Origin of the sequence: Nocardioides sp. cx-173 (assembly GCF_021117365.1) — a bacterium.
GTDB lineage: Bacteria > Actinomycetota > Actinomycetes > Propionibacteriales > Nocardioidaceae > Nocardioides.
Genome location: NZ_CP088262.1, coordinates 1,263,847 through 1,278,977, shown reverse-complemented (window position 1 = coordinate 1,278,977; position 15,131 = coordinate 1,263,847). Strand labels below are relative to the sequence as shown.

The window sequence follows — 15,131 nt, the reverse complement described above, 5'->3', positions numbered from 1 at the left end:
TTCTGGTGGGTTCTTCTCGGGAAGATCAGGGGGTACGGCGCTCAGCCCGCGGCGGGCGGGGCAGGCACGACAACCGGGCGCAGGCTGCGCTCGGAGATGGAGCGGGAGCCACGGCCGATGGCGACCTGGCCGGACTGGACGAGCTCGCGCACGCCGAACGGCTCGAGCACGCGCAGGAAGTCGCCGATCTTGGCGGCGTTGCCGACCAGCTGGATGGTCACGGCGTCGCTGGCGACATCGATGACCTTGGCGCGGAACAGCTGGACGGTGTCGAGCACCTGGCCGCGGGTCTCGGCCGTGGCCGCGACCTTGACCAGGATCAGCTCGCGGTTGACCGAGGCCTGCGGGTCGAGCTCGACGATCTTGATGACCTCGACCAGCTTGTTGAGCTGCTTGGTGACCTGCTCCAGCGGCGAGTCCTCGACGTTGACCACGATGGTCATGCGCGAGATCTCGGCGTGCTCGGTCGGGCCGACGGCGAGGGAGTCGATGTTGAACCCGCGGCGGCTGAACAGCCCGGCGATCCGGGCCAGGACGCCGGGCTTGTTCTCGACCAGGACGCTCAGGGTGTGAGTGGCGCTCATGTCAGAGATCGTCCTCCTCGAACTGGGGCGCCAGGTCGCGCGCGTACTTGATGTCGTCGTTGCTGGTGCCGGCGGCGACCATCGGCCACACCATGGCGTCGCGGTGGACCCGGAAGTCGACGACGACCGGCACGTCGTTGATCTCCATCGCCTTGCGGATGGTGGCGTCGACGTCGCCGGGGCTGTCGCACGACAGGCCGACGCAGCCGTAGGCCTCGGCCAGCTTGACGAAGTCGGGGATCCGCTTGCTGTGCAGGTCGGTGTTGGAGTAGCGCTCGTTGTAGAAGAGCGTCTGCCACTGCCGCACCATGCCGAGCGACTCGTTGTTGATGATCGCGACCTTGATCGGGATGTCGTTGATCGCGCAGGTGGCCAGCTCCTGGTTGGTCATCTGGAAGCAGCCGTCGCCGTCGATGGCCCACACCGTCTGGTCGGGGCACCCGACCTTGGCGCCCATGGCGCCCGGGACCGCGAAGCCCATCGTGCCCAGGCCTCCGGAGTTGATCCAGGTGCGCGGCTTCTCGTACTGCACGAACTGGGCGGCCCACATCTGGTGCTGCCCGACGCCGGAGGCGTAGATCGTGTCCTCGCCAGCGATCTCGCCCAGCCGCTCGATGACGTACTGCGGGGACAGGCCGCCGTCGGCGGGGAGGTCGTACCCGAGCGGGTAGGTCCGCTTCACGCCGGCCAGGAACTCCACCCAGCCCTCGTAGTCGCCGGTCGTGCCGGCGTCGGCCTCGGTCTGCAGCGCCAGGACCAGGTCGCTGATGACCTCGCGGACGTCGCCCACGATCGGGACGTCGGCGTGGCGGTTCTTGCCGATCTCCGCGGGGTCGATGTCGGCGTGGATGACCTTCGCGCCGGGCGCGAAGGAGTCGAGGTTGCCGGTCACCCGGTCGTCGAAGCGCGCGCCGAGGCTGATGATCAGGTCGCTGCGCTGGAGTCCGGCGACCGCGGCGACGGTGCCGTGCATGCCCGGCATGCCCAGGTGCTGGGGGTGGCTGTCGGGGAAGGCGCCGCGCGCCATCAGGGTGGTCACGACCGGCATCCCGGTGAGCTCGGCGAGGGTGCGCAGCTCCTTCGAGGCGCCCGAGCGGATCGTGCCGCCGCCGACGTACAGCACGGGGCGGCGCGACTCCAGGATCAGCCGGGCGGCCTCGCGGATCTGCTTCGCGTGCGGGCGGGTGACGGGGCGGTAGCCGGGCAGGTGCAGCTCGGTCGGCCACTCGTAGCTCGTCATCGCCTGCAGGGCCGACTTGGCGACGTCGACCAGCACCGGTCCGGGGCGGCCGGTGGAGGCGATGTAGAACGCCTCCGCGATGGTGCGCGGGATCTCGGCGGGGTCGGTGACCAGGAAGTTGTGCTTGGTGATCGGCATCGTGATGCCGCGGATGTCGGCCTCCTGGAAGGCGTCCGTGCCGATCGCGCTGGCGCCGACCTGTCCGGTCACGGCCACCATCGGCACCGAGTCCATGTGCGCGTCGGCGATCGGCGTCACCAGGTTGGTCGCGCCCGGCCCGGAGGTCGCCATGCAGACGCCGACCTTGCCGGAGGCCGAGGCGTAGCCCTGCGCGGCGTGGCCGGCGCCCTGCTCGTGCCGCACCAGGATGTGCCGGATCGAGGAGTCCATGAGCGGGTCGTACGCCGGAAGGATCGCGCCCCCCGGGATGCCGAAGATGTTCTCGGCGCCCGCCGCCTCCAGCGACTTGACCAGGCTCTGTGCGCCCGTCATCTGCTCGCTCATCTGGTGCTCTTTTCCTTACGTCTGGTCTGGCACGGTCACTGGCGTTTCCCCAACAAAAAACCCCTCGGTTGCCGGGGCAACGAGGGGCGACGCGCTGGCTGGTCAGAGATCAGCGGGCGCGTCCCGTGCGTACGAGGAGTCCGAAGTGCATGGGCCCACCGTATCGCCGCTGTCACGTGCCGTCAGCCAAGTGTGACAGGCGTCCCAGCGTGTGGGACGCCGGTCCCACCATGTGGAGGACGGCGGCGCTCAGGAGCGGCCGATCCAGGTGGTGATGCAGGCCTGGTTGCCCTGCGGGTCGGCGAGCACCCAGAAGCGGGGCGCGACCGCGTCGCTCACCATGGTCCCGCCGGCGTCGAGCGCCGCCTTGATGCGGCCGTCGGCCTCCTCGGGCGGGATCCGGATGTCGAGGTGCCAGCGCTGCCGCGGGGTCTCGTGCTGCTCGGTCTCCTGGAACCAGATGGTCGGCCGGGTGCCGGTCGGGTCGACCAGCTCGACGTCGTCCCCGGTCGCCTCGTAGCCCAGCAGTGCCACCCAGAACGGCTTGATCTCGTCGGCGTCCCAGGTGTCGAGACCGAGCTCGAGCACCGAGACCCCGCCCGGGTCGGCCTTGGCGCCGAGGCTGCCGGCCAGGTCGCTGATGCGCCGCGCGAGCTCGACGTCGCGGCTGGTGACGCCGCCGACGTCGTGGCTGGTCAGGCGCACCGTCACTCGCGGGTAGGTCAGGTCGACGTCGGGGTGGTGGTCGAGCTCCTCGGCCGCCGCGCCGATGCCCTCCACCAGCCGCAGGCCGGTGGCGAAGTCGCCGGTCTCGAAGCGCCCGTGCAGGGCGGAGAACAGCACTCGCCAGTCGGCGAGGAGCTCGGTCTCGAGCTCGTGCCCGTCCAGGATCTTCCTCGGGTCGCTCGTCTGGTCACTCACGGCAGCACCACCTGTCCTATCGGTCCGGGGTTGAAGGCGATCTCCCATCGATACCCGTCGGGGTCGCCGAAGTAACCGCTGTAGCCGCCCCACTCGCGCTCGAAGGCGTCGTGGACGGGGTCGGCGCCGGCGGCGCGAGCGGTCGCGAGGACGGAGTCGACGTCCTCCCGGGTGGGGACGTTGTGGGCAAGGGTGAACGGCGCCACGCCCTCGCCGCGGGCGATGGGACCGACCTCCGCCTCGAACTGCGCCCGGTCCCACAGCGAGAGCACCAGGTGCTCGCCGGCGCGGATCATCAGCACCTCCCCCGGCACGTCGAGCGAGGTCTGCCAGCCGAGGCCGTCGAGGTAGAAGGCGCGGGTGGCGTCGAGGTCGGTCACCGCCAAGGTCACGAAGCTGATCCGCTGGTCCACCCCACGGACCCTGCCACACCCCGCCGACCTTGTCGTAGGTTCGGATGCATGACCGACGGCATCGACCCCTCCGTCCCTCCGAGCGGCACGGGCTGCGTCGAGTGCGACGACGCGGGCGGCTGGTGGGTGCACCTGCGTCGCTGCGCCCAGTGCGGGCACGTCGGCTGCTGCGACAGCTCCCCCGGTCAGCACGCCACGGCCCACTTCCGCGAGTCCGGCCATCCGGTGATGGCCAGCTTCGAGCCCGGCGAGGAGTGGTTCTGGGACTTCACCCGCGAGGTGGGCGTCCTGGGCCAGCCGCTCGCGCCGCCGCGGTCCCACCCCGAGGACCAGCCGGCCCCCGGCCCCGCCGGACGTGTCCCCGCGGACTGGCGCGACCACGTGCACTGACCGGTAGGGCTCGTCCCTCCTCAGCCACCGATGGTCTGGGTGATCTCCCGGCGCCGGTCGTCGGCGACCACCCGCGCGCTGGCGCCGTTGACCAGCGGCAGGAACGGCTGGACGTGGCCGATCTCGAGATCCAGCACGATCGGCACGTCGAGCATGCCGAGCGCGTCGGCCACCGCCTCCTGCTGGGTCAGGCCGGGCGCGTCCGGGGCCGCGGTCCGGCCGATCAGGATCCCGGACGCGTCGTCGAACCAGCCGGCCAGGCGCAGCCCGTGCAGCATCCGGGCGACGTCGGGCGCCGGCGCCGCGCAGGCCTCGAGGTAGACCAGCAGCCCCTCGTCGGCGTGCGCGCGGCCGAAGGCCGGCACGTCGCCGTACGGCGTCCCGGCGAGCGGGCTCAGCACCTCCAGGCAACCACCGACGAGGACGCCGCCGACGTCCACGCCGCCGCCTCCGAGCACCCGCCATGGCCCCTCGAGGTCGAGCGCCATGGTCGTCGCGCCGGGATCGGCGCGGTAGTCGTCCCACCCCTCGCGGTAGAGCCCGGGGCTGGTCTGCGTCACCGGACCGGTCGCGGACGCGACGTCGAGCCAGTGGGCCAGGCCCGGCGCCGGGTCGTACGGCGTGTCCATGAGGTTGAGGCTGTGCAGGCTCGCCCAGCCGAGGCGGAGCGTGAGCGGGAGCATGACCGTGGACAGGTCGCTCCAGCCGACCAGCCAGGTCGGCTCGGCGGCGGCCAGGACGTCCCAGTCGAGCCGGTCCAGCAGGTCGATGGCCAGCTCCCCGCCCCACGGCGGCACGACGGCCGCGATCGTCGGGTCGCTGAGCATCGCGGTGAGCTCGGCGGCCCGCGCGTCCTTGGGCGCCGAGGTGATCCCCTCCCCGGACATGCACTCCCCCACGACGACCTCGTAGCCGCGCCGGCGCAGGTGGTCGACGGCGACGTCCAGGCGTGGTCGCAGGTCGGCGCCGACGCCGCTGGAGGGCGCCGTGACGCCGATCCGGTCGCCGGGAGCGAGCGGGCGAGGGAACCTCACGCCCGTCACCCTCCCAGCCGCTCCAGTGTGAGCCGGACCCGCTCCAGCCCGGCCTCGACCTCGGCGAAGGAGGTCGACAGCGGCGAGAGCCCCAGGCGCAGGCCGTGGGGGTCGCGGTAGTCCGGGATCACGTCCTCGGCCCACAGCGCCGTGGTCACGTCCTTCATCAGCGGGTGGTTGAGGGTCACGTGGCCGCCGCGGCGCGACGACTCGCGTGGCGAGGCGACGGTGACGCCCGGCAGCCGCTCGTCGGCGAGCGCGATCGCGTGCTCGGCCAGCGCGACCGACTTGGCGCGCACCGCCTCGATCCCGACCTCCTCGACCAGCGCGAGCATGTCCTGCATCGCGAGCATGCCGACCACCGGCGGAGTGCCGCTCAGCATCCGGCGTACGCCGGGCGCCGGGCGGTAGTCGGGCCCCATGAGGAACGGGTCGCTCGCGCCCATCCACCCCTGGACCGGCTGGCTGACCTGGTCGAGCAGCCGCTCGGCGACGTACACGAACGCCGGCGCGCCGGGCCCGCCGTTGAGGTACTTGTAGGTGCAGCCGACGGCGAGGTCGACGCCGCACTCGTCGAGGCGCACCGGAACGGAGCCGACCGAGTGGCTGAGGTCCCAGAGCACCAGCGCGCCGGCGTCGTGCGCGATCGCGGTGAGCGTCGCCATGTCGGCGAGGTGCGCCGAGCGGTAGGCGACGTGGCTGAGCAGCACCAGCGCCGTGTGCGGCCCGACGACGGCCGCGAGCTGCTCGGCCTCGACGCCCGCGGCGGTGTCGACGTCGATCCAGCGCAGGGTCAGCCCGCACTCCCGGGCGACGCCGTCGGCGACGTAGCGGTCGGTCGGGAAGTTGTCGCGGTCGACCACGATCTCGGTGCGCCCGGGGCGCACCGCCACGGCCGCGCGCATGGCCTTGTAGAGCAGCACCGTCGTGGAGTCGCCGACCACGGTCTGCCCCGGCGCCGCGCCCAGGACCGTGCGGCCGAGGTCGTCGCCGATCGTCTCGGGCAGGTGGAACCACCGCTCGTCCCAGCCCCGGATCAGCCGCCCGCCCCACTCCTCGGTGACGAACTGCGCCAGCCGGGGGCCGGTGCTGCGCAGCGGCCTGCCGAGCGAGTTGCCGTCGAAGTACACCAGCGGGGTCTCCGCGCCGACGAAGCGGTCGCGGTAGGGCGCGAGGGGGTCGCGCTGGTCGAGGTCGGTGTCGGTCACGGGCAGAGGGTAGCCGCGCCCTCGGCGGCCCCGGTCACTGGAAGCTGATGAAGCGCACCCGCGGACGCAGGGCGTGCACCTCGCGCGGGCCCATCCGGTTGACGTCCTCGTCGTAGAAGAGCTTGAAGCCCATCGTGAACCGGCCGGGCCGGGCCACCGCGCCGTACGTCGCCCGCTTCTGCGAGCGCGTCCCGAACCCGTCGACGTGCTGGACCATCGCCAGCCCCGGCCGGCGCTCGACCAGGTGGATGTCCTCGACCATCGCCGTGCGGAACTGGTGCAGCACGAACAGCTTCTCCGGCAGCCGGCCGGCCCGGGTCAGCCGGGACAGCCAGGCCGAGACCCGGTTGACCTCCGGCGCGCGCACCGACCCGATGACGCCGCCCGGCACCTCGCGCCTGCCCATGCGCCACTCGGGATCCAGCGCCAGGCCGACGTGGGGGTACTCCAGGGCCCAACGCCACCGCTTCGCGACGTCGAGGAAGTCCGAGCGGCCGGGCTGGAGGTCCAGCAGCAGCAGCGCGCCGTCGCGCTGCGCCGCGCGGACGTAGGCCAGCACCGAGGCCCGGTCGATGTCGTGGCTGAAGTCCCCGTCGCGGCCGGGGCTGGGGTCGGCCACGGTGACGATGAGCTCGTAGACCGGCTGCACCGGCCGCCCGGGTCCCGCGAACGGCGCCGCGGCGCGGCGTACCCGCGTCAGCGCCCCGTCCGGCCCCGTCTCCCCCAGCACGCCCAGGGCGCCGGTCCCGGCGGTCCCGTAGTAGGCGACCAGGAAGTGGCCGCCGCCGAAGACCCGCGTCCGGCCGCCGGGCAGTGTCGCCGGCGCGGGGTCGACCGGCGTCGTCTCCGCCGTCGGAGGCGCGGCCGGCGTGGGCGTCGGCGTGGGCGTCGGCGTGGGCGTCGCGCTCGGTACGCCGGTCCGCTCGCCGCGCGCGTCCGGCGGCTCCCGGTCCCCGCCGGTGCGCCCGGCGCCCCAGGCCAGCCCGATCAGCGCCGCGATCAGCACCAGCACCAGCGCGAGCGCCAGGGCGTTGCGGTCGAGCCGCCGGGAGGTCACTCGTCAGACCCGGGTCCGTCGTGGTCGTCGTCGTCGTCGAAGGCCGGCAGCCCGTCGATGCTGGTGCGGTTCTTGCGCCGCCGGTAGGCGAGCACACCGTCGGGTCCGCGGCGCTCCATGTTGGGCGTGAGCAGGTCGCGCTCCTGGTCCAGGCTCATCAGCGGCAGCGCGTAGCCGCACGAGTCGCTGACCCGCTCGACGTCGACCACGATGACCGCGCGGGCCGCGGCGTTGGCCGGGAAGCGCGACGCCCAGGCGGCGAAGTCGTCGTCGTACAGCCCGACCACGCGGCCGCGGCCGTGCAGCCGGACGACGTTGGGCTTGGCCTCGAACGAGCAGAACATGACCGTGACCCGGCCGTTCTGCCGCAGGTGCGCGATCGTCTCCGCGCCGCTGGCAGTCAGGTCCAGGTAGGCCACGGTGTGCTCGTCGACGACCACGAAGGTGTCGGCCAGCCCCTTGGGCGAGACGTTGACGTGCCCGCCGTCACCCGACGGCGCGGTCGCCACGAAGAACACCGGCTGGCGCTCGATGAACGAGCGGACCCGACCGGTGATCGCGGCGTGGACCTTGCCCACGTCAACGCCTCGTCACGAGGTGACGGCGCCGTGGGCGGCCGACTGGACCACCTTGGCGTACTTGCCGAGCACCCCGCGGGTGTACTTCGGCGGCAGCGGCTCCCACCCGACCTTGCGCGCCTCGAGGTCGTCGATCTCGACCTCGAGGGTGCGGTTGAGGACGTCGAGGGTGATCGGGTCCCCGTCGCGCACGAACGCGATCGGACCGCCGTCCACGGCCTCGGGGGCGACGTGGCCGACGCACAGCCCCGTCGTGCCGCCGGAGAACCGGCCATCGGTGAGCAGCAGCACGTCCTTGCCCAGGCCGGCGCCCTTGATGGCGCCGGTGATGGCGAGCATCTCGCGCATGCCGGGGCCGCCCTTGGGGCCCTCGTAGCGGATGACCACGACGTCCTGGGGCTTGATCTCGCCGGCCGCGAGCGCATCCATGGCGGCGCGCTCGCCGTCGAAGACCCGGGCCGTGCCGGTGAAGACCGACTCGTCGAAGCCGGCGCTCTTGACGACCGCGCCCTCGGGGGCCAGCGAGCCCTTGAGGATGGTGATGCCGCCGGTGCGGTGGATCGGGCGGTCGATGGTGCGGATGACGTCGTCGTCGACGGTCGGGGGCGCGAGGTCGGCGAGGTTCTCGGCCAGGGTGCGGCCGGTGACGGTGAGGCAGTCGCCGTGCATGAGGCCGGCGTCGAGCAGCGCCTTCATCACCATCGGGATGCCGCCGACCTTGTCGACGTCGTTCATGACGTACTTGCCGAACGGCTTGAGGTCGCCGAGGTGCGGCACCTTGTCGCCGATGCGGTTGAAGTCGTCCAGGGTGAGGTCGACCTCGGCCTCGCGCGCGATGGCGAGCAGGTGCAGCACGGCGTTGGTGGAGCCACCGAGGGCCATCACCACGGTCACGGCGTTCTCGAACGCCTCCTTGGTCATGATCTGGCGGGCGGTGATGCCGCGGCGCAGCATCTCGACGACGGCCTGGCCGGAGCGGTGCGCGAACCCGTCGCGGCGCCGGTCGACGGCCGGCGGGGCGGCAGAGCCGGGCAGGGACATGCCGAGCGCCTCGCCGACGGCGGCCATGGTGTTCGCGGTGTACATGCCACCGCAGGCGCCCTCGCCGGGGCAGATCGCGCGCTCGATCTTGTCGACCTGCTCGCGGCTCATCTTGCCGGCCAGGCAGGCGCCGACCGCCTCGAAGGCGTCGATGATCGTCACGTCCTGGCCGTCGACCTGCCCGGGCATGATCGAGCCGGCGTAGAGGAACACGCTCGCCAGGTCCAGGCGCGCGGCCGCCATGAGCATTCCCGGCAGCGACTTGTCGCAGCCCGCCAGCAGCACCGAGCCGTCGAGGCGCTCGGCCATCATCACCGTCTCGACCGAGTCCGCGATGACCTCGCGGGAGACCAGCGAGAAGTGCATCCCCTCGTGGCCCATCGAGATGCCGTCGGAGACCGAGATCGTGCCGAACTCCAGCGGGTAGCCGCCGGCCGCGTGCACGCCGTTCTTCACGGCCTTCGCGAGCCGGTCGAGCGAGAGGTTGCAGGGAGTGATCTCGTTCCAGCTGGACGCCACGCCGATCTGCGGCTTCTGCCAGTCGTCGTCTCCCATCCCGACGGCACGGAGCATGCCGCGCGAGGCGGTCGCCTCGAGGCCGTCGGTGACGGCGCGGGAGCGGGGCTTCAGGTCGTGCTGCGGGGACTCGTCGCTCATGCTGACGAGCCTATCGGCGTGGCCCACGACACGACCTGTGGATCTCAGCAGCCGGTGACCTCGGGCACATCCCTAGGCTGGAGCCATGACCTCCGCCCACGCCGTGCCCTGGACCGACTTCGACGCGGTCCTCTTCGACCTCGACGGCGTGGTCACCCCGACCGCCGAGGTGCACATGCGCGCCTGGGCTGAGATGTTCAACGGGTTCCTCGGCTCCTACGGCGGCGGCGGCGACACCGCCCCCTACACCGACGCCGACTACTTCGCCCACGTCGACGGCAAGCCGCGCTACGACGGCGTACGCGACTTCCTCGCCTCGCGGGGGATCGAGCTGCCCGAGGGAGAGGACGACGACCCCGGCACGGCCCGGACGATCAAGGGCCTGGGCAACCGCAAGAACGACGCGTTCAACGAGGTGCTGGCGCGCGACGGGGTGACGGCCTACCCCGGCTCCGTTCGGCTGCTGGACCACCTCCGCGGCCTGGGCCTGCCGCTCGCGGTGGTCTCCTCCTCGGCCAACGCACCGGTGGTGCTCGAGGCGGCCGGGCTGGCCGACCGGTTCCAGAGCGTCGTCGACGGCGCGGTCGCCAAGGAGCTCGGGCTGCGGGGCAAGCCCGCCCCCGACACCTTTTTGCACGCGGCGGAGGTGCTCGGCGCCACGGCCGCGACCTCGGTGGTGCTGGAGGACGCCGTGTCCGGCGTGCGCGCCGGCCGGGCCGGAAGCTTCGGGCTGGTCGTCGGCGTCGACCGCGGAGCCGGCCCCGAGGCGCTCACCGACGCCGGCGCCGACGTCGTCGTCGCGGACCTGGCGGAGACGCTCGCGTGATCGGCCAGGCCGTGACCGAGGACCCCATGGACCGGGGCCGGTTCCCCGTCGACCCGTGGCGCCTGGTCGAGTGCGCGTACCGCGCCGAGGACCTCGGCGTCACCGAGACCCTGTTCACCGTGGCCAACGGCTACCTCGGCATGCGCGGCAACCCCGAGGAGGGCCGCGACGCGTTCGCCCACGGCACCTTCGTCAACGGCTTCCACGAGACCTGGCCGATCCGCCACGCCGAGGCCGCGTTCGGCTTCGCCCGCACCGGTCAGACCATCGTCAACGCCCCCGACGCCAAGCTGCTCAAGCTCTACGTCGACGACGAGCCGCTCATCATCGGCACCGCCGACCTCGAGCACTACGAGCGGGTCCTCGACTTCCGCGACGGCATGCTGCGCCGCAGCCTGATCTGGCGTACGCCGTCGGGCAAGCGCGTGCGCATCGACTCGACCCGCATGGTCTCGATGACCCAGCGCCACCTGGCGATCCTGACCCTCGAGGTCACCATGCTCGAGGGCGACGCGCCCCTGGTGATCTCCTCGCAGGTGCTGAACCGCCAGGACGGCGAGGACGAGTACCACGTCCCGTCGGCCGCCATGGGCGAGAAGGGCGACCCGCGCAAGACCGCCACCTTCGAGGGCCGGGTCCTGATGCCCGAGGAGCACTACGCCCGCGAGGACCGGATGATGCTCGGCTACCGGTGCGCCAACTCGGGGATGACGATCGCCGTCGCCGCCGACCACCGGCTCACGACCGAGGACGAGCACGAGACCGTCGTACGCGAGCACCAGGACCTCACCAAGCTGGTGATCCGGGTCGACGCCACCCAGGGGCGGACCGTGCGCCTGGAGAAGACCGTCGCCTACCACACCTCGCGGGGCGTGCCGGTCCGCGAGCTCTCCGACCGCTGCGACCGCACCCTCGACCGCGCGGCGCGGCACGGCGTCGCCCACTACGCCGACGAGCAGCGCGAGTGGTACGACCGGTTCTGGCAGCACACCGACGTCCAGGTCCCCGGGGACGACGCCCAGCAGCAGGCGATCCGCTTCAACCTGTTCACGCTCGCGCAGGCCAGCGCCCGCGCCGACCAGCAGGGCGTGCCGGCCAAGGGGGTCTCCGGCTCCGGCTACGAGGGCCACTACTTCTGGGACTCCGAGATCTACGTCGCGCCGTTCCTGACCTTCACCCAGCCGCACCTGGCCCGCAACCTGCTGCACTTCCGCACCCGGATGCTCCCCGCGGCGCGGACCCGCGCCCGGGAGATGGCCCAGAGCGGCGCGCTCTACCCGTGGCGCACCATCAACGGCGAGGAGGCCTCGGCCTACTACGCCGCCGGCAGCGCCCAGGTGCACATCGACGCCGACATCGTCTACGCGCTCATGCAGTACGTCGCCGGCTCCGGCGACCTCGGCTTCCTGCTGCGCGACGGCATCGACGTCCTCGTCGAGACCGCGCGGATGTGGGCCGACCTCGGGTTCTGGCGCAGCAACGGTGAGCGCTCCTTCCACATCCACGGCGTGACCGGCCCCGACGAGTACACGACAGTCGTCAACAACAACCTCTTCACCAACGTGATGGCCCGCTTCAACCTCGAGCAGGCTGTCGCCACCGTGGAGCTGATGCGCGACCACCACCCCGTCGAGTACTCCCAGCTCGTGCACCGCCTCGGGGTCAGCATGGACGAGGTCGACGAGTGGCGCCGGTGCGCCGCGGGGATGCACATCCCCTTCGACGAGGGGCTGGGCATCCACCCCCAGGACGACTTCTTCCTCGACCGGGAGGTGTGGGACCTCTCCCGCACGCCCCCGGAGAACCGGCCGCTGATGCTGCACTACCACCCGCTGGTGATCTACCGGTTCCAGGTGCTCAAGCAGGCCGACGTCGTGATGGCGCTGTTCCTGCACGGCGACCGGTTCACGCGGGAGGAGAAGCGGGCCGACTTCGAGTACTACGACCCCATCACCACCGGTGACTCGACCCTCTCGGCGGTGGCCCAGGCGATCATGGCGGCCGAGGTCGGCTACCACGACGAGGCGCTCAACTACTTCCGCGCCGCGCTCTACGTCGACCTCGCGAACCTGCACGGCAACACCGTCGACGGCCTGCACGTCGCCTCCGCGGGCGGCGTGTGGAGCGCCCTGGTCTTCGGCTTCGCCGGCATGCGCGCCTACGGCGCGGAGCTCACCTTTGACCCGCGGCTGCCCGACGGCTGGGAGGCGCTGCGCTTCCCCCTGACCTGGCGCGGCTCGCGGATGCGCGTCGAGGTCACCTCCGGGCGGTTCCGGGTGAGCGTCGAGGGCGCCAACACCGAGCTCGGCGAGGCCGTGACCGAGGACTCCGACGGGCTCGCGGTCGAGCCGGAGGACCGGGTGATCCTGCGCGTACGCGGTGCCATCCACGTCGTGACCCCCGGCCAGCCGCTGGAGGTCGAGCTGGACGCCCACGGCGCCCGCATCGACGGCGACCTGGACTACCGACCGCTGGTCGGCGGTCACCGCGCCGACGGCACCCAGATCACCGCGGGCGTGCCGGAGCCGATGGTGTTCCACGAGGACGGGCAGGAGGAGACCCCGCTGCCGCCCGACCCGCCGCCGATGGGCCCGCTGCTGACCGAGCGCTAGACGCTCGCCGCGCGGACCACCAGCACGTCCGGCAGGTTGCAGACCAGCTGGCGCCAGCTCTCCCCCGCGTCCGCCGAGCCCCACACCGCACCGTTGCGGGCACCGACGTACAGGCCGGCGGCGTCGTGGCCGTCGGCGGTCATGGCGTCGCGCATGACCCCGACGTAGAAGTCGTCGGGCAGCCCGTTGCCGAGCTCCTCCCACGTGTCGCCGGCATCGCGGGACCGGTAGACCCGCGCCTTCGCGGCCGGCGGGTAGCGGCCGTCGCCGGCGCCGATCGGGAAGACGAAGATCGTGTCCGGATCGTGCGGGTGGACCACCACGGGGAAGCCGAAGTCCGAGGGCAGCCCGTCGCCGATGTAGTCCCAGCTGCCGGCCTCGTCGTCGGAGCGGTAGACGCCGCCGTGGTTCTGCAGGTAGAGCCGCTCGGGACGCGAGGGGTGGCGGGTCACCTTGTGCACGCACTGCCCGAACTCGGGGTACTGCTGGCCCTCGGGCAGGAACTCCGCGCGGATGCCCTGGTTGCGCGCCGTCCAGGAGCCACCGCCGTCCGTGGTCTGGTAGACCCCGCCCGTGGAGATCGCCACCGTCACCGAGTCGGGGTTCGTGGGGTGCGGCAGGATCGTGTGGAAGGCCTGGCCGCCGAAGCCGGCGCCCCACTCCGGCCGCTGCGGGTGGTGCCACAGGGCCTCCTCGAGTGCGAAGGTGCGCGCGCCGTCCGTCGAGCGCCAGACGGCGCCGGGCTCGGTGCCTGCCCAGACGACGCCGGGGTCCACTCCGAGGGCCAGCTGCCAGACCCGCTCGACCGAGGCGTCGTACCCCTCGGGGAAGCGGACGCCCTCGCCCTCCTGCCAGGTCGCGCCGAGGTCGTCGGACCAGCGCACCTGGGGGCCGAGCCACATCGAGGACGCGCCGGAGTAGAGCCGCGGCGTCTCGCCCCGCAGGTCGACGAGGCAGGAGTAGACCTCCTCCATGTCGTGGTGGGGCCCGGTGAACTCCCAATCCTGCCGGTCGTCGTCCGACCGGCCCACCCACAGGCCCTTGCGGGTCCCGACCATCAGTACCGTGCCCATCCTGGCTCCCTTGTCCGCGCGCGGGTACACCTGCTCCTAGGGTGACCTGGTGAGCGCCGCAAAGTCATCGCCGGCCGTCTCGCCCATCTGGCTGGTCCTGGTCGGGATCCTGTCGGTCCAGCTCGGGGCCGGCGTGGCCAAGAGCCTCTTCGACGAGGTCTCGCCGACCGCCATCGTGTGGCTGCGGCTGGTGGCCAGCTCGGTCATCCTCTGGCTGCTCGCGCGGCCCACGCTGCGCGGCCGCTCCCGTCAGGACTGGCTGGTCGTGCTCGGCTTCGGGCTCAGCCTCGGGCTCATGAACTGGGCGATCTACCAGTCCTTCTCCCGGATCCCGCTCGGGATCGCGGTGACCATCGAGTTCGTCGGTCCGCTCACGCTGGCCGTGATCGGGTCGCGGCGACCGCGCGACCTGGTGTGGGTGCTGCTCGCGGCCGCCGGCGTGGCGCTGCTGGGCTTCGAGCGGGCCGACCTGTCGATCGCCGGCGTCCTGTTCGCGCTGCTCGCGGGCGCCGCGTGGGCGGCGTACATCCTGCTCAGCGCCTCGACCGGGCGACGCTGGCCCGGCTTCGACGGGCTCACGCTGGCCAGCGTGGTCGCCACAGCGCTGCTGCTGCCGTTCGCGCTCGGCGCCGGCGGCACGGCGCTCGCCGACCCGCGGATCCTGCTCATCGGCGCCGCCGTCGGCCTGCTCAGCTCGGTGATCCCCTACACCTGCGAGCTGGTCGCGCTGCGCTCGCTGCGCCCCGCGGTGTTCGGCATCCTGATGAGCCTGGAGCCGGCCGCCGCCGCGCTCGCCGGCCTGGTCGTCCTGCACGAGCTGCTGACCCCGGCCCAGCTCGTCGCCATGGCCTGCGTCGTCGCCGCCAGCATCGGCGCCACCCGGTCCGGTGCCACCATCGCCGAGCCGGTGCCGGACTAGGACGGGAGTCCCGCAGCGCTCTCGTCACCTGGATGTCACACGCAGGAGACGCTCCCGACGCCCCGCGTCGCTAG

At 72.4% G+C, this 15,131-nt stretch carries 14 protein-coding genes; 4 read left to right on the top strand and 10 right to left on the bottom strand.

What is annotated here, in order from left to right:
* Positions 1-41 precede the first annotated feature (41 nt).
* The 4 genes from ilvN to LQ940_RS06125 form a co-directional block, all read right to left on the bottom strand.
* Entirely contained in the window at positions 42-584 is a 543-nt protein-coding gene (gene ilvN, locus LQ940_RS06140; RefSeq protein ID WP_231241932.1) for an acetolactate synthase small subunit, read from the bottom strand.
* A 1-nt stretch (position 585) separates the two neighbouring features.
* The gene (locus LQ940_RS06135; protein ID WP_231241933.1) at positions 586-2,328 is read right to left on the bottom strand and encodes an acetolactate synthase large subunit; all 1,743 of its coding nucleotides are present in this window, start codon (positions 2,326-2,328) and stop codon (positions 586-588) included.
* Positions 2,329-2,577: 249 nt separating this feature from the next.
* Positions 2,578-3,249, bottom strand: a complete 672-nt coding sequence (locus LQ940_RS06130) for a 4a-hydroxytetrahydrobiopterin dehydratase (RefSeq protein ID WP_231241934.1) — start codon at positions 3,247-3,249, stop codon at positions 2,578-2,580.
* Positions 3,246-3,662 carry a VOC family protein gene (locus LQ940_RS06125; RefSeq protein ID WP_231241935.1) on the bottom strand — a complete coding sequence of 139 codons (417 nt, stop codon included), beginning with the start codon at positions 3,660-3,662 and terminating at the stop codon, positions 3,246-3,248. Before LQ940_RS06125 ends, LQ940_RS06130 begins: the two co-directional genes overlap by 4 nt.
* Before the next feature lie 48 nt (positions 3,663-3,710).
* On the opposite strand from LQ940_RS06125, the gene LQ940_RS06120 reads away from it, so the two are divergent.
* A complete protein-coding gene (locus LQ940_RS06120; RefSeq protein ID WP_231241936.1) occupies positions 3,711-4,052 on the top strand; it encodes a UBP-type zinc finger domain-containing protein in 342 nt (113 codons plus the stop codon).
* Between the two features lie 20 nt (positions 4,053-4,072).
* On the opposite strand, the gene LQ940_RS06115 is transcribed toward LQ940_RS06120, so the two are convergent.
* The 5 genes from LQ940_RS06115 to ilvD are packed head-to-tail and all read right to left on the bottom strand — an operon-like array spanning position 4,073 to position 9,627.
* Entirely contained in the window at positions 4,073-5,086 is a 1,014-nt protein-coding gene (locus LQ940_RS06115) for a S66 family peptidase (protein WP_231241937.1), read from the bottom strand.
* A gap of 5 nt (positions 5,087-5,091) precedes the next feature.
* Positions 5,092-6,294, bottom strand: a complete 1,203-nt coding sequence (locus LQ940_RS06110; RefSeq protein WP_231241938.1) for a kynureninase — start codon at positions 6,292-6,294, stop codon at positions 5,092-5,094.
* Positions 6,295-6,328: 34 nt separating this feature from the next.
* Positions 6,329-7,351 (bottom strand): hypothetical protein, encoded by a 1,023-nt coding sequence (locus LQ940_RS06105; RefSeq protein ID WP_231241939.1) that lies wholly within the window; start codon positions 7,349-7,351, stop codon positions 6,329-6,331.
* The gene (locus LQ940_RS06100; RefSeq protein WP_231241940.1) at positions 7,348-7,929 is read right to left on the bottom strand and encodes a pyridoxamine 5'-phosphate oxidase family protein; all 582 of its coding nucleotides are present in this window, start codon (positions 7,927-7,929) and stop codon (positions 7,348-7,350) included. Before LQ940_RS06100 ends, LQ940_RS06105 begins: the two co-directional genes overlap by 4 nt.
* Positions 7,930-7,941: 12 nt before the next feature.
* Positions 7,942-9,627 carry a dihydroxy-acid dehydratase gene (gene ilvD / locus LQ940_RS06095; RefSeq protein ID WP_231241941.1) on the bottom strand — a complete coding sequence of 562 codons (1,686 nt, stop codon included), beginning with the start codon at positions 9,625-9,627 and terminating at the stop codon, positions 7,942-7,944.
* A gap of 85 nt (positions 9,628-9,712) precedes the next feature.
* Here ilvD and LQ940_RS06090 point away from each other — a divergent pair, with 85 nt between their 5' ends.
* Positions 9,713-10,453: an HAD family hydrolase gene (locus LQ940_RS06090; protein ID WP_231241942.1), complete on the top strand. Its 741-nt coding sequence runs from the start codon at positions 9,713-9,715 to the stop codon at positions 10,451-10,453.
* A gap of 26 nt (positions 10,454-10,479) precedes the next feature.
* A complete protein-coding gene (locus tag LQ940_RS06085) occupies positions 10,480-13,065 on the top strand; it encodes a glycoside hydrolase family 65 protein (protein WP_231242161.1) in 2,586 nt (861 codons plus the stop codon).
* Here the strand turns inward: LQ940_RS06085 and LQ940_RS06080 are convergent.
* A complete protein-coding gene (locus LQ940_RS06080) occupies positions 13,062-14,138 on the bottom strand; it encodes a WD40/YVTN/BNR-like repeat-containing protein (RefSeq protein ID WP_231241943.1) in 1,077 nt (358 codons plus the stop codon). The two genes, LQ940_RS06085 and LQ940_RS06080, sit on opposite strands and share 4 nt — an antisense overlap.
* A 49-nt stretch (positions 14,139-14,187) precedes the next feature.
* Between LQ940_RS06080 and LQ940_RS06075 the strand changes: the two genes are divergently transcribed.
* On the top strand, positions 14,188-15,057 hold the full coding sequence (locus tag LQ940_RS06075; RefSeq protein WP_231241944.1) for an EamA family transporter: 870 nt from the start codon (positions 14,188-14,190) through the stop codon (positions 15,055-15,057).
* Positions 15,058-15,131: the final 74 nt, after the last annotated feature.